Genomic DNA, 13,867 nt, shown 5'->3' on the forward strand with positions numbered 1-13,867 from the left:
GATGCGGGTATGCGCAGCTGGCTGGACGCGGCCGCCGACCTGGTCATCGGTGCCCAGTGCCCCGGATGCGCACGGCCCGGGCTCGGCATCTGCCGGAGGTGTGCCGACCGGCTGCGTCCGGTGCCCCGGCGTGTGCCCGTGGCCGGCGCCGGGCTGACCGTGGTGGCGGCGGGGGAGTACCGCGGCGTCGGCGAGCGGGTCGTCCGGCGCTGGAAGGGAGCGGGCCATCGGCCGTCCGCGCAGTGGGCGGCGCACGCAGTCGCCACCTGCGTGGTGGAGCTGGGAGTCGAGTCGCCTCTCCTCGTCCCCGTGCCGGCGACGCGGCGATCACGGCGCCGACGCGGGACATGGCTGGTCGACGATCTCGCGCGGGATGCATCCGCGCTGCTGAGACGCCACGCGCGGATGGACGCCTCCGTCGCGCATCTCGTCCGGCTCCGTCGGCAGACCGCAGATCAGCGCGGCCTCGGGCTGATCGAGCGGTCACGCAACACTCGGGGCGCGTTCGCGGCCCGTCGGGCGACCGGGCTGCGCCCCGTGGTGATCGTCGACGATGTCGTCACCACGGGCGCGACCATGCAGGCGGTGGCGGTCGCGCTCGCCGTCGCCGGATGGAACGTCGAGGGCGGCGTCGCAGCGCTCGCCACCCCACCTCCGGGCGACCACCGTGCAGCGGTGGTGATCGGCGCGAGCGAGGGCTAACGTCGAAACAGGGCGAAAGGGTCGTCCGTCGACCGAGGAGGTTCTGATGGAAATCGTCGTCAAGGGTCGCAACAGTGAGATCTCGGACCGCTACCGCGAACTCGTGGCTGAGAAGCTCCAGAGAGTGGCGAAGTTCGACACACGTCAGCGCATCAACCGGGTCGACGTGGTCGTCAGCCACGAGAAGAACCCCCGCGATCCTGCCACCGCCGCCAGGGTGGAGATGACCGTGCATTCGCGCGGGCCGGTGGCGCGCGCCGAGGCGGTCTCGGTCGACCAGCACTCCGCGCTCGACCTCGCGCTGGACCGTTTGGTCCGCCAGGTCCGCAAGGCCGTGGACCGTCAGCGCATCCACCGCGGGCAGCAGCGCCCCACCTCGCTCGCCGAGGCCACCTCGGCCGTTCCTGACTCCTTGCTGCAGGAACTCGACGGTCAGCACCCGCAGGAGGAGGCCTCGCCGAGCGGACCGATCGAGGTCGACGGTGACGGTCCGCTCGTCGTGCGCGAGAAGACGCACCCGACGGCGCCGATGACCTTGGAGCAGGCCCTGTACGAGATGGAACTCGTCGGCCACGACTTCTTCCTCTTCATGGAGAAGGACTCGATGCAGCCCTCGGTCGTGTACCGGCGGAAGGGCTACGACTACGGCGTCCTTCACCTCGACGTCCGCGAGGAGTGACGCGAGCGTCCGCCGAGCAGGTCGGTGAAACCGAGGGTCCGCATTGTGCGGACCCTCGGTTTTTGGGGGTCACTAGTGGCATCATTCGGACTGTGACTTCTCGATCCGATGCCGTCCGGCTCCTGCTGGTCGACGACCAAGAGCTCTTTCGTCGCGGTGTGACGATGGTTCTGGGTGCCGACCCCGCCTTCGAGATCGAGGACGTCGACGACGGCGATGCCGCACTCGAGCGCATCGCGGAGGAGCCGTTCGACGTCGTGCTGCTCGACATCCGCATGCCCGGGCGTGGCGGCGTCGAGACGTGCGCGGCCATCAAGGAGATCGCTCCCTCGACGGGCATCATCATGCTCACAGCCAGTGATGAGGAGGTCGACCTCTACGAGTCGATTAAGGCCGGCGCCTCCGGTTATCTGCTTAAGGACGGCTCCACGTACGCCCAGGTGGGGGAGGCGGTACGTCTCGTGGCGGCCGGTCAGTCGCTCATCAGCCCGAGCATGGCCACCAAGCTGCTCGACGAATTCGTGCAGATGTCGCGCGGCGCCGCTCCGGCCACCACGCTGACGCAGCGCGAGCTTCAGGTGCTGCGCCTCGTGGCGCACGGCAAGAGCAACCGCGACATCGCCCAGGAGCTGTACATCAGCGAGAACACGGTCAAGAACCACATCCGCAACATCTTGGAGAAGCTCCAGATGAAGTCGCGGATGGAAGCGGCGATGTTCGCCGTCCGCAGCAAACTCATCGACGACATCCCGTAGTCGGTGCGCACCTTCTCCACCGCGCAGGCGCGGCGCATCGCGCTGGCCGCGCAGGGATTCGGCGCCCCTCGCCCGACCGGCCCGGTGACCCTCGGCCACCTGACTCGCACGGTCCGACGGCTGGGGTTCTTCCAGATCGACTCGGTCAACGTGCTGCAGCGCGCTCACTTCATGCCGCTGTATTCGCGTTGCGGCCCGTACGACACCGCGCTGCTGGCTCGCGCCGCCGAACGACCGCCGCGACGCGTGTTCGAGTACTGGGCGCACGTCGCCACGTACGTCGACATCGACCTCTGGCCCGCGATGCAGCACCGGATGATCGAGCGGCACGGCATGTGGGGCTCGATGCGCGAGGTGGCCGAGGCCCATCCCGGGCTCGTCGAGACCGTTCTCGAGCTCGTCCGCGACCACGGCCCGATCACGGCCCGCGATGCCGACGCCCTTCTCCACGGAGAGAACGTCACGCGCGACCGCAGCCACTGGGGCTGGAACTGGTCGGCCACGAAGAAGGCGCTGGAGTACCTCTTCTTCATCGGCGAGATCACCGCGGCGCGACGCAACGGCGCGTTCGAGCGGGTGTACGACCTCACCGCGCGAGTGATCCCGGCCGAGGTGCTCGCTCGCCCCGCCCTCGACGTCGATGCGGCACACCGGCACCTGCTGGATCACGCCGCCCGCGCCTTGGGCATCGCCACTGAGCCCTGCCTGCGCGACTACTTCCGCACCGCCCCCGCTCCCACCCGGCGCGCCGTCGCCGAACTCGTCGAGGACGGGGTGCTGCGGCCGGTGCGTATCGCGGGTTGGGAGCGCCCCGCCTACCTGCACGCCGAAGCACGTCAACCGCGACGTATCGAGGCCCGTGCCCTGCTGAGTCCCTTCGATCCGCTGGTCTTCGAACGCACCCGGGCGGAGCAGCTGTTCGACTTCCGCTACCGCATCGAGATCTACGTCCCCGAAGCCAGGCGCGAGTACGGCTACTACGTCTTGCCCTTCCTGCTCGGCGATCAGATCGTGGCGCGTGTCGACCTCAAGGCCGACCGCGCGGGCGGCGTGCTGGTCGTCGTCGGGGCGTGGGCCGAGCCGCACGCGCCGGGCGATGTCGCCGAGCACCTGAGCGCGGAGTTGCGGCTGCTCGCCGACTGGCTCGGACTTTCGGATGTCCGTCCACCGACCCGCGGTGATTTGGCCCCGGCTCTGGCGGAGGCGTTGGGTGTGGCGTGACGACACCCTAGGATGAGCAGGTGCCCAAGATCATCGACAAGATCCTCCGCGCCGGCGAAGGCAAGATCGTCCGCCGTCTGGAGGCGATCGCCAAGCAGGTGAACGCACTCGAGGACGAGTTCCGCGAGATGAGCGAGGACGAGCTCCGTGGCATGACCGCCGAGTTCAAGGAGCGCCTCGCCGACGGCGAGAGCCTGGATGACCTGCTGCCCGAGGCGTTCGCCACCGTCCGCGAGGCCGCTTCGCGCGTGCTGAACCAGCGGCACTTCGACGTGCAGATCATGGGTGGCGCGGCGCTGCATCTGGGCAACATCGCCGAGATGAAGACCGGTGAGGGCAAGACGCTCGTCGCGACCCTCCCGTCGTATCTCAACGCGCTCACCGGCAAGGGCGTCCACGTGGTCACCGTCAACGACTACCTCGCCAAGTACCAGGCCGAGTGGATGGGACGCGTGTACCAGTACCTCGGCTTGTCTGTCGGCGTCGTCGTCGCCGGCCAGACGCCCGCAGAGCGCAAGGTCGCCTACGCCGCCGACATCACGTATGGCACCAACAACGAATTCGGCTTCGACTACCTGCGCGACAACATGGCCGACTCGCTGGAGAACTGCGTCCAGCGCGGACACCACTTCGCGATCGTCGACGAGGTCGACTCCATCCTCATCGACGAGGCGCGCACGCCGCTCATCATCTCCGGTCCCACCGAGGACGAGGTCAAGTGGTACGCCGAGTTCGCCCGCATCGTCAGCGGAATGCGGATCGACGAACACTATGAGGTCGACGAGAAGAAGCGCACCGTCTCGGTGACGGAGAAGGCGATCGACGTCGTCGAGGACAAGTTGGGCATCGACAACCTCTACGACGCCGTCAACACGCCGCTCATCAGCTTCCTCAACAACGCCATCAAGGCCAAGGAACTGTTCAAGCGGGACAAGGACTACGTCGTGATCGACGGCGAGGTCCTCATCGTCGACGAGCACACCGGCCGCCTGCTGTCCGGTCGCCGTTACAACGAGGGCCTGCACCAGGCGATCGAGGCGAAGGAGGGCGTGCGGATCCGCGAGGAGTACCAGACGCTCGCCACCGTCACGTTGCAGAACTACTTCCGCCTCTACGACAAGCTCGCGGGGATGACGGGTACCGCGATGACCGAGGCCGCGGAGTTCGACAAGATCTACGGGCTCGGGGTCGTGCCGATCCGCACCAACAAGCCGGTGCAGCGCGAGGATCTTCCGGACCTCGTGTACCGCACGGAGGACGCCAAGTTCAACGCGGTCGCCGACGACATCGCCGAGCGGTACGCCGCCGGACAACCCGTCCTGGTCGGCACGACCAGCGTCGCCAAGAGCGAGCGGCTCTCGGCGCTGCTCAAGCAGCGCAACATCCCGCACCGGGTGCTCAACGCCAAGCATCACGAGAGCGAGGCCGCCGTCGTGGCCCAGGCCGGTCACCGCGGAGCGGTCACCGTGGCCACCAATATGGCCGGCCGAGGCACCGACATCATGCTCGGCGGCAACCCCGAGTTCCTGGCCGACCAGGCGCTGCGCAAGAAGGGCCTCGACCCGCTCGAGGACTCCGAGGCGTACGAGGCCGAGTGGCCCGAGATGGTCAAGCACTTCGAGGCCGAGGTCGAGAAGGAGAAGGAAGCGGTCCGCGAGGCCGGCGGCCTGGCCGTCATCGGTACCGAGCGGCACGAGTCGCGCCGCATCGACAACCAGCTGCGCGGACGGTCCGGCCGTCAGGGCGACCCCGGTGCCACGCGGTTCTACCTCTCGCTCGAGGACGACCTCATGCGCCTGTTCAAGGCCGACTGGGTCAACTGGATCCTCCAGACGATGAAGATCCCCGACGACGTGCCGATCGAGAACAAGCGCGTCACGGGAGCGATCGCTTCGGCACAGGCCCAGGTCGAGTCGCAGAACTTCGAGACCCGCAAGAACATCCTCAAGTACGACGACGTCATGAGCCGCCAGCGCGAGGTCGTCTACGCCGAGCGCCGGCGGGTGCTCGAGGGCGAGGATCTCGAGCAGTGGATTCGCACGATGATCGAGGACGTCACGGGCGCCTATGTCGACGGGGCCACCGACGGTGCTCCCGCCGAGTGGGACCTCGAGCAGCTGTGGACGGCGCTGAAGACGCTGTATCCCGTGTCGTTGTCGGTCGACGAGGTCGTCGAGGGCGCCGGTGGCGTCGACCACCTCGACCGCGACGAGCTGAAGAAGACCGTCGTCGCCGATGCCCTCGCCGCTTACGACAAGCGTGAAGACGAGCTGGGCGAGAAGGTCGTCCGTGAGCTCGAGCGCCGCGTCGTGCTGAGTGTGCTCGACCGCAAGTGGCGCGAGCACCTGTACGAGATGGACTACCTGCGTGAGGGCATCGGTCTGCGCGCCTACTCCCAGCGCGACCCGCTGATCGAGTACCAGCGCGAGGGCTACGACCTGTTCAGCGCGATGATGGACGGCATCGCCGAGGAGTCGGTCGGTTACCTGTTCAACGTCGAGGTCCAGGTGCAGGCACCGCAGTCCGACGAGGATCAGCTCGCGGTCCAGGCCAAGGGGCTGGGCGTCCAGAGCGCACCGCCCAAGCAGCTGCAGTACTCGGCACCGTCCGAGGACGGCTCGGCGATCGCCAGTCGCGGTGGCACCCCCGTCCAGGACGAGACCGATGCCGTGCAGCCGGTCGGCGAGGACGACGATGCCGAGCGCGCCCGTCAGAACAAGCAGAAGGCCAAGGCCAGGCAGAAGGCCAAGCAGCAGCGCCAGTCGCGCAAGCGCAACCGCTGAGTCTTAGGCCCAGGTGAGGGCCGTGCAGCGCCACAGGGGGCCGCGCGGTGCGGTGTCGTCGCGCTCGAGGCGTAAGGCGATCGCGTGGGAGCGGCCGTCGTGCACCATGCGTCCGGCGATCTCGGCAGCCCCGGCGTGCACCATCGACACGTGCACGGACGCGAGCCGGGCGCGGTGTCGACTGGCGCGCACGCGGCGGCGGTGGAGATGGTCCTGGAGATGCTCGAAGACGTCGGCGGTCATCCACGGACCGAGTTGACGCACGGGCCGGTGACCGTGAATGACCTCGGCGACGGCCTGGACGAAGCGGGCCGACCGGTGTCGTAGGTCGCCGCTGTGGTCGCGCTCCACCGGGACAGGCAGGACCGGCGGTGCCGGCGGAAACGGGAGCGGGATCTGGTCGTCGAGGTGGCGGTGCTCCGGGTGCGGATCGGTCACGAAAGCGGTGGCGGTGAGCATTATCGGTTCGCCTCCGGCGCGAGCAGAACCTGACCGGGGACGATGTGGTCCGGGTTCGGGCCGATGACGTCGCGGTTGTGTTCGTACCACGCCGTCGTGGCCGCTGCCGCGTCCGCGACGTCGTGGCCGGGCGGAAGATGGCGCGAAGCGATCGTCCACAGCGAGTCTCCGGCGACGACCCGATGCTGGACCGCCGGCGACGCCTCGGTGCTGGCAGCGGTGGCCCCCAGCGGCCGCTCCGGCAGCCGGAGCCCGTCGAGCTCACTCGAGCCCGAGGCCGGGCCGGCGACGAGCCCGCCTGCGACTCCGCCGAGGAGTAGCGCCAGTGCCCACCGGGGAGCCAGGCGACGTACGAGCCTCACGTCGACGAGGGCGAGGAGCGAGAGCACGGCGCACCACGCCAGGAGCAGTGTGGCGCCGGTTGCGGCGCCGTAGCTGACCACAGCCTCGAGGTCGCCCTCGCCCGCTAGGCGAAGCCATCGCGGCACCTGAGGTAGCGCGGTGGCCGTGATGGCCGTCGAGAGCACGGCGACGGCGATGGACCGGTATGTCATGAGTTCCCCCGTGGGCAGAAGGTGTCGTTTGATGCCATTTGATGTCGTTCGGGTCCGCTTGTCAACCGTCGACGCTCGGGGTTGGGTACCGTGGCGCCATGCGATGGGACCGGCTCTTCGACGATCTCGAGGCCTCAGCCGAGGACGTCGTGCGCGACGAGCGGGACGTCCTGGCCGACGACTTGCGAGATGAACTGCTCGCGGAACGATCGTGGGCGGACGGCCTGGCCGGGGCCGTGCTCGTCTCGGTGCACGGTGCGGGCGACGTCGAGGGCGCCGTCGCCGGGGTGGCCGAGGAGTTCGTCCACCTCGAGACCGGCCACGAAGACGTCCTCGTGGCCCGGTCGGCCGTGATGGCCGTGAGTGGTGCCGGCCGCGGATCCGCGCGGAGAAGCCGGGTGGGCTGGGGCGGCGTGTTCCGGGCGGCGCGTGACGACGGCGACCCGGTCAGGGTGCTGCGCCGCGACGGTCAGCAGGTGGAGGGAGAGGTGATCGCGGCGGCGGCCGATGCCGTCGTGCTGCGGACGCCTTCGGGCCGGGACGTCACGATTCCGTGGTCCGCGATCGCTCTCGTGCGCCGTCGGCGTTGAGCTGCTCGGCGGTCCGCTCGTACTGCCGGGCGATGAACCGCTCCAGCTCGTCATGCTCGATCCGCCACACCCCGCGGCCGCCGATCTGAATGCCGCGCAGCTCTCCGGACGTCAGGAGCGCCCGCACCTGGCGGACGCTGACGTTGAGGACCTCGGCGACGTCCGGGATCGACATGAACCGCTGCTGCGAGGACATGTCGGCATTCTCGCACGGCGAGGGGCACGGGTTGTCCACCGTGTGGATAGCGGATCTGGACGATCCCGTCCCGATCCGCTAGGACTGTCCCATGCGCACTCGGGGTGGTGGTACGGCGGCGAGGAAGGCTCGTCGGTGGCGGTCCGGTCCGTGGCGCTCACCGCGGTTCATGCTCGGCATCGCACTCGTTCTCGCGGCGACGGCGCTCGGAGGGTGGCTCGTCGCGGGACTCGCGGACGACGAGCTCTACTGGTCGGTGAGGTCGGGAGTTCGGGCCGGGGAGCCGGTGCGCGAGGATCAACTTGTCGCTACCCGAGCCCGGCTCGAAGGCCCGGCTGCAGCAGCCGTCCTCGGTGCGGACACCTCGATCGAGCCCGGTTCGGTATGGGCTTACGATCTCGACGCAGGGGCGATCGTCCCCGACGGCGCCTGGGGGTTCGACGGCGTCGCGGACCACGAGTTGCCGATGGCGGTACGCGAGGGCGCCATGCCCGGCGATCTCGCCCGCGGTGAGCGCGTCGACGTGTGGGTGGGGCCCGGGCCCCAGGAGGGGGCGACAGGCCAGTCCGCCGAGCGAGTGCTGGCCGACGTCCAGGTGAAGGGCGTCGACCCGGCACCCACCGGCGGCGCCGCGACCGTCGTCGTCGGACTCGGGGCAGAGCCGCCCTCGGGCACCGCGGTCGCCGCCATCGGTGCCGGCCACGTCACCGTGGTGCGCCGCTCGTGATCGCCGTCGCCGTCGCCGCCGGGGGTGCCGGCTGGGAGGCCGGGGTCCTGGAGGAGATCGAGCGGTCCCCGGTCCTGGCGCTGGCCCGGCGCTGCGTCGACGCCGCCGATCTGCTCGCCTTGCGCGACACCGGTCGTGCTCAGGTCGCCATCGTGGACCCGCAGCTCGGCGGCCTCGATCTCGACGCCGTCAGCCGGCTTCGGGAAGGCGGAGTCGCCGTCGTCGGGCTCGGTCGCCCCGAACCGGACCTCGGCATCGTCGCTGCCGTACGCCCCGGTGCCCTCGACGAGCTGGCCCGCGAGGGGCTCCATCGTTCGCCGGAACCGGCGCCGAGTCCGCGGACCGCCTCGCCGGTTCTGGCTGTCTGGGGCCCGACGGGCGCGCCCGGACGCACGAGCGTCGCGGTGGAGCTCGCAGCGTCCTTCGCACGACACGCCCGGACGGTCCTGGTCGACGCCGACACTCACGGGGGAGCCGTCGCCCAGGCGCTCGGGCTCCTCGACGAGGTCAGCGGGTTGACGGCGGCGTGTCGCAGCGCGAACGCGGGGCGTCCCGGCGACGTGGACGCGGCGGTCACGTCGGTCGCTCCCGGGTTCGACGTCCTCACCGGTCTGCCCCGAGCGGAGATGTGGACACAGATCCGTCCGGCGGCGCTTCACGCTGTGCTCGACCGTATCGCCGCCACCCACGAGCTCGTCGTGCTCGACACCGGTTTCGGCAAGGAGGGCGCCGTGGGTGCCGGGCCGGCTCGGGACCAAGCCACGATCGCGGCGCTGGAGCGTGCCGACGCCACGGTGGTCGTCGGCCGCGCCGAACCACTCGGGCTCGCGCGGCTGCTGCGAAGTCTCGACGACGCAGGTCCGTGGCCCGCTCCGCCGTGGGTCGTCGTCAATCACGCGCGCAGCTCGCTCGGCTGGAGCGACGGCGAGATCGCGGCCATGGTGCGTGAGGTGAGCGGTCACCAGGTGAGGGCCTTCCTGCCGTCGGACGCGGCGGCTCACGACGCCGCCGTCGTGCACGGGATACCGGTCCGCGAGGCTGTGCCCACCTCGCCGTGGGTGGCACGCATCGACCGGCTGGCTCGGGAGCTGTGGAGCGACCTCGGTGATAGGGTCGCGAGCATCTCGACCAGGAAGTGACATGCGACGACTCAGCCCGCTCGATGCGTTGTTCCTGCAGCGCGACTCTCCTGAGTCCCCCCGTCACATCGCCTCGCTCGTGCTACTCAAGCCCGGTGAGCGTCCGCTCGACTACGACACGCTCGTGCAGCTGATCTCCGAGCGGCTCGACCTCGTCCCGCGCTACCGCCAGGTGCCGCGGCCGGTTCCCGGAGCGCTCGGCCTGCCGGTGTGGGTCGACGACGAGAACTTCGACGTCTCGCTGCATGTGCGGCGATCGACGCTGCCACGTCCGGGCACGATGGAGGCGCTTCACGATCTGGTCGGACGACTCATCGCCCGGCGTCTCGATCACGACCGCGCGCTGTGGGAGCTGTACCTCATCGAGGGGCTGGAAGGCGGCCTCACGGCGCTGCTGTTCAAGGCCCATCAGGCGCTGGTCGACGGCTCGCACACCGTCGACCTCGCTCAAGTCCTCCTGGAGGACTCCGCGGACATCCGCGACCTGCCCCATCAGGAGTGGACGCCGCGAAGCACGCCGAACGGTGTGGCCCTCGCGCTGGCCTCCGTCCGCGACCAGGTCGTTCATCCGGCGACCATCGTCAGCAACGCCGCCTTCCGGGCCGAGCGCCTGCTCTCGCGCGTCCCCATGCCGCGGCCCGACCCGTCGCGGATCGGCGCGCTCGATGCGCCGCTGTCGCGGCACCGCCGGTTCGCAACGGCGTCGGCCTCGCTGGACGATTTGCGGCGGGTGCGCGACGAGCACGGCGGCACGGTCAACGACGTGGTTCTCGCCGCCATCGCCGGGGCTCTGCGCGGCTGGCTGCTGACGCGGGCCGAGCCGGTCTCCGCGTCCACGAGCTTTCGCGCGATGGTGCCGATGTCGGTGCGGCTCAAGGGTGCCGAGGACGACTCGTTGCCTACCTCGCTCGGCTCGCGGGTGCGCGGTCACCTGTTGTCGCTGCCGGTGGGGGAGACCAACGCCGTGGTGCGCTTGCACCAGGTGTCGTACGCCCTCAAGGCGCATCGCGAGACCGGGGACGCGGTCGCGGCGCAGACGCTGGCCGACCTCCCGGGTTTCGCCACGTCCACGTTCCACGCCGTCGGAGCGCGCGTGGCCGAGAACGAGGCCTCGCGCGGCTACCAGCTCGTCGTCACCAACGTGCCCGGCCCTCAGGAACCGGTGTTCATGGGCGGGCAGCAGTTGTCGGAGGTCTATCCGGCGATCCCGCTGACCGGACGGCGGCCGATCGCGATCGGCATCACGACGTATCAGGGACGGGCCTACTTCGGTATCGTCGCCGATCGCGAAGCGGTGCCGGACGTCGACGTCCTCGCCCAGTGCGTCGACGAGGCGGTGGAGGAACTCGTCGAGGCCACGAGTCCTCGCCGCCGGGCACCGCGGGGACGTCAACGACCGGAGAAGGGCGGGCAGCGATGAGGATCTACATCGGCACGGACGCCGACGGACTCGACGCTCTGCGCTCGGGCGAGCTGGAGGCGGCCGCGGTGCTCGCGGAGTCCGAGGACGAGCAGCACGAGTACGAGGCGATGCTGGCGGCCGCCGAGGACGGACCCGTCGTCGTGGTGGCCGAGATCGACCACGAGGACCAGCCGGTGACCCTGCGCGAGGTGGTCGCCCTGCACACCGACGTCGACGGCTCGGGCGATCTCGCGTGGTTCGCCCCGTCCGAACTGGAAGCGGTCCTCGACCAGCTGCGTCACTAGAACATCTGTTCGATCCGTCGTATCGTGGCGGCATGTGGTTTCAGGGGTCGCTGCTGGACGGCGGAACGGACCGGGCCGAGGTCGGCCCGCTCGGAGCGCAGGTCGAGCGCGTTGAGCTCTCCCGGGGCGCCTGGATCGATCTACGATACGGCTGGCTCCAGGGTGCAGACGCGCTGTTCGAGACGTTGCAGAGCGAGGTGCCCTGGCGGGCCGAGCGGCGCGAGATGTACGAGCGCGTGGTCGACGTCCCACGTCTGCTCTGCCACTACGGTGCTCACGACCCGTTGCCCGATCCGGCACTCGAGCGGTGTCGCGATGCTCTCAATGATCACTACGCCGAGGAACTCGGTGAGCCCTTCGTCACCGCCGGCTTGTGCTACTACCGCGACGGCCGGGACTCCGTGGCGTGGCACGGCGACCGCATCGGCCGTGGCCGCAGCGAGGACACGATGGTCGCCATCCTCTCGCTGGGCGAGCATCGCAAGCTGAGCCTGCGACCGGCCGGAGGCGGGGAGCAGATCGGTTACACCCTCGGCCACGGCGACCTCATCGTCATGGGCGGCTCGTGCCAGCGCACGTGGGAGCACGCGATCCTCAAGACCGCCAAGCCCGCCGGTCCGCGCATCAGCGTCCAGTTCCGCCCACGGGGTGTGCTGTGATTCAGTCCTGGATCCGGGCGAACGGCTCGGCCGCTTCGAGTTCGTAAGCCAGTTCGAGCAGGGTGCGCTCATCACCGTGGTCGGCCGAGAAGTGGATGCCGATCGGGAGGCCCTCGCTGCTCTGGGCGAGCGGCAGGCTGATCGCCGGACCACCGGCGGCGTTGTTGAGCGGTGTGAAGGAGACGTAGCGCACCAGCCGGTCGAAGATCTCCTTGAAGTCGCCGGCGGGATCGAGGTAGCCGATCTTGGGTGTCGTGTGCGCGAGGGTGGGGGAACAGACGACGTCGATCCCGTCGGTGAACGCGCGGTGATAGCGCTTCTTGCTGTTCGCGAGCGCGGCGATCGCGCCGGGTGTACGCCAGGCACCGCGCAGGAACTGCCCGGCCAGACCGCGCGTGAACGGATCGAGGAGGGTCGGGTCGAACGCGGTGCCGAACATCTTGCGGCCATTGCGCTGGATCGCGAAGGCGAGCAGGCTCCAGTAGTGCGTGAAATGGCCGATGAAGGCCTTGGTGACCGGCATGGGAACGGGGACGACATCGTGACCGAGATCCGTCAGCAGCTCGACCGTCTCGTGCACCGCTCGGGCGGTATCGGCGTCGAGGGCGTTTCCGGTGATGGGAGTGTCGATGAGGCCGATGCGGAGCCGCCGCTGTGACGGCCCCTCGACCAGTCCCATGAACGGCAGCTGCGTGGTGGGGCGGAAACGCTCGGCGGCGGCGAGGAAATGGGCGGTGTCGCGGACGGAACGGGTCACCACCCCGTTCGCGACGAGGTCGACCGGCATCCCTTTGCCCATCTCGGAGGTGACCAGACGGCCGCGCGTCGGCTTGAGGCCGACGAGCCCGCACGCGGCGGCGGGGATCCGGATGGAGCCGCCGCCGTCGTTCGCGTGCGCGAGTGGGACGGCGCCGGCGGCGACCAGGACCGCCGAACCGCCCGAGGACGCGCCGCTGGAGTACTCCGGATTCCAGGGGTTGCGCGTCGGCTCGTCGTCGGCGAACTCGGTGGTGGCGGTCAAGCCGAACGCGGGGAGGGTGCTGGCGCCGAGGACGTTCACGCCGGTCGCGCAGAACTGTTCGGTGAAAGGTTCGCTCTCCACGGAGGCTCGTCGTGGGGTGGCGTGGGACCCGTGTCGGGTGGGGATGCCGGCGAACGCGGTGTTGTTCTTGATGTACGTCGGCACTCCGGCGAAGGGCGCGGTGGGGGACCAGGGCGCGTCGACGGCGCGCTTGAGCGCGCGCTCCCCGTCATCGAAGGCAATCGGGTTCAGCGCCAAAGCGACGCGCTCGGCGCGGGCCAGTGCCGCTTCGGCCGCCTCGCGGGGGCTGACGTCTCCGGCGGCGATGGCGGCGGCGAGCCCGACCGCGTCGAGATCGCCGAGAACGTCGTCGGTCGTGAAAGCGTGGACGCGCGGTGACATGAGGCCGAGCGTAAAGCACGAACGGCGATCCCGGAGCGGGATCGCCGTTCGTGTCTCACCGATGCGTCAGCGGGTGACCTTACCCGCCTTGATGCACCCGGTGCAGGCGTTCAGACGCGTGGGGGTGCCGTCGACCACGGCGCGCACGCGCTGGATGTTGGGGTCGAAACGACGCTTCGTGCGTCGGTGCGAGTGGGAGACGTTGTGGCCGAAGCCGGGTCCCTTACCGCACACATCACAGACCGCTGCCACAGCGACCACTCCTGACAATCA

Annotated in this window: 16 protein-coding genes; 11 read left to right on the forward strand and 5 right to left on the reverse strand. The window is 69.8% G+C overall.

The window, feature by feature from the left end:
- Positions 1–9 precede the first annotated feature (9 nt).
- From D9V41_RS14525 to secA, 5 genes are all read left to right on the forward strand, one after another.
- Positions 10–702: a ComF family protein gene (locus D9V41_RS14525; protein WP_121795302.1), complete on the forward strand. Its 693-nt coding sequence runs from the start codon at positions 10–12 to the stop codon at positions 700–702.
- 46 nt (positions 703–748) lie between these two features.
- Complete coding sequence (hpf, locus tag D9V41_RS14530) at positions 749–1,381, forward strand: ribosome hibernation-promoting factor, HPF/YfiA family (RefSeq protein ID WP_121795303.1); 633 nt, start codon at positions 749–751, stop codon at positions 1,379–1,381.
- Between the two features lie 92 nt (positions 1,382–1,473).
- Complete coding sequence (locus tag D9V41_RS14535; protein WP_243697287.1) at positions 1,474–2,136, forward strand: response regulator; 663 nt, start codon at positions 1,474–1,476, stop codon at positions 2,134–2,136.
- A 3-nt stretch (positions 2,137–2,139) separates the two neighbouring features.
- Positions 2,140–3,357 carry a winged helix-turn-helix domain-containing protein gene (locus D9V41_RS14540; RefSeq protein ID WP_121795304.1) on the forward strand — a complete coding sequence of 406 codons (1,218 nt, stop codon included), beginning with the start codon at positions 2,140–2,142 and terminating at the stop codon, positions 3,355–3,357.
- Between the two features lie 20 nt (positions 3,358–3,377).
- Positions 3,378–6,140 (forward strand): preprotein translocase subunit SecA, encoded by a 2,763-nt coding sequence (gene secA / locus D9V41_RS14545; protein ID WP_121795305.1) that lies wholly within the window; start codon positions 3,378–3,380, stop codon positions 6,138–6,140.
- A 3-nt stretch (positions 6,141–6,143) separates the two neighbouring features.
- Here the strand turns inward: secA and D9V41_RS14550 are convergent, their stop codons facing one another.
- Positions 6,144–6,599, reverse strand: coding sequence for an Rv3235 family protein (locus tag D9V41_RS14550; protein ID WP_121795306.1), 456 nt, complete (start codon positions 6,597–6,599; stop codon positions 6,144–6,146).
- On the reverse strand, positions 6,599–7,153 hold the full coding sequence (locus D9V41_RS14555; RefSeq protein WP_121795307.1) for a LysM peptidoglycan-binding domain-containing protein: 555 nt from the start codon (positions 7,151–7,153) through the stop codon (positions 6,599–6,601). The genes D9V41_RS14550 and D9V41_RS14555 overlap by 1 nt, the downstream gene beginning before the upstream one ends.
- Before the next feature lie 98 nt (positions 7,154–7,251).
- Between D9V41_RS14555 and D9V41_RS14560 the strand changes: the two genes are divergently transcribed.
- Positions 7,252–7,743, forward strand: coding sequence for a hypothetical protein (locus D9V41_RS14560; protein WP_121795308.1), 492 nt, complete (start codon positions 7,252–7,254; stop codon positions 7,741–7,743).
- Here D9V41_RS14560 and D9V41_RS14565 read toward each other — a convergent pair.
- Positions 7,697–7,939 (reverse strand): helix-turn-helix domain-containing protein, encoded by a 243-nt coding sequence (locus D9V41_RS14565; protein ID WP_121795309.1) that lies wholly within the window; start codon positions 7,937–7,939, stop codon positions 7,697–7,699. The two genes, D9V41_RS14560 and D9V41_RS14565, sit on opposite strands and share 47 nt — an antisense overlap.
- A gap of 91 nt (positions 7,940–8,030) precedes the next feature.
- Between D9V41_RS14565 and D9V41_RS14570 the strand changes: the two genes are divergently transcribed.
- The 5 genes from D9V41_RS14570 to D9V41_RS14590 are packed head-to-tail and all read left to right on the forward strand — an operon-like array spanning position 8,031 to position 12,171.
- Positions 8,031–8,666 (forward strand): hypothetical protein, encoded by a 636-nt coding sequence (locus D9V41_RS14570; protein ID WP_133434206.1) that lies wholly within the window; start codon positions 8,031–8,033, stop codon positions 8,664–8,666.
- Positions 8,663–9,805, forward strand: coding sequence for a CpaE/TadZ family protein (locus tag D9V41_RS14575; protein ID WP_121795311.1), 1,143 nt, complete (start codon positions 8,663–8,665; stop codon positions 9,803–9,805). The genes D9V41_RS14570 and D9V41_RS14575 overlap by 4 nt, the downstream gene beginning before the upstream one ends.
- Before the next feature lies 1 nt (position 9,806).
- A complete protein-coding gene (locus tag D9V41_RS14580) occupies positions 9,807–11,225 on the forward strand; it encodes a wax ester/triacylglycerol synthase family O-acyltransferase (RefSeq protein WP_121795312.1) in 1,419 nt (472 codons plus the stop codon).
- Positions 11,222–11,512 (forward strand): hypothetical protein, encoded by a 291-nt coding sequence (locus D9V41_RS14585; protein WP_121795313.1) that lies wholly within the window; start codon positions 11,222–11,224, stop codon positions 11,510–11,512. The genes D9V41_RS14580 and D9V41_RS14585 overlap by 4 nt, the downstream gene beginning before the upstream one ends.
- A 32-nt stretch (positions 11,513–11,544) precedes the next feature.
- Positions 11,545–12,171, forward strand: coding sequence for an alpha-ketoglutarate-dependent dioxygenase AlkB (locus tag D9V41_RS14590; protein ID WP_121795314.1), 627 nt, complete (start codon positions 11,545–11,547; stop codon positions 12,169–12,171).
- A 1-nt stretch (position 12,172) separates the two neighbouring features.
- On the opposite strand, the gene D9V41_RS14595 is transcribed toward D9V41_RS14590, so the two are convergent.
- Positions 12,173–13,594: an amidase gene (locus tag D9V41_RS14595; RefSeq protein WP_121795315.1), complete on the reverse strand. Its 1,422-nt coding sequence runs from the start codon at positions 13,592–13,594 to the stop codon at positions 12,173–12,175.
- 66 nt (positions 13,595–13,660) lie between these two features.
- Positions 13,661–13,846, reverse strand: coding sequence for a 50S ribosomal protein L28 (gene rpmB / locus D9V41_RS14600; protein WP_087624033.1), 186 nt, complete (start codon positions 13,844–13,846; stop codon positions 13,661–13,663).
- Positions 13,847–13,867: the final 21 nt, after the last annotated feature.

Origin of the sequence: Aeromicrobium phragmitis, from assembly GCF_003674095.1 — a bacterium.
GTDB lineage: Bacteria > Actinomycetota > Actinomycetes > Propionibacteriales > Nocardioidaceae > Aeromicrobium > Aeromicrobium phragmitis.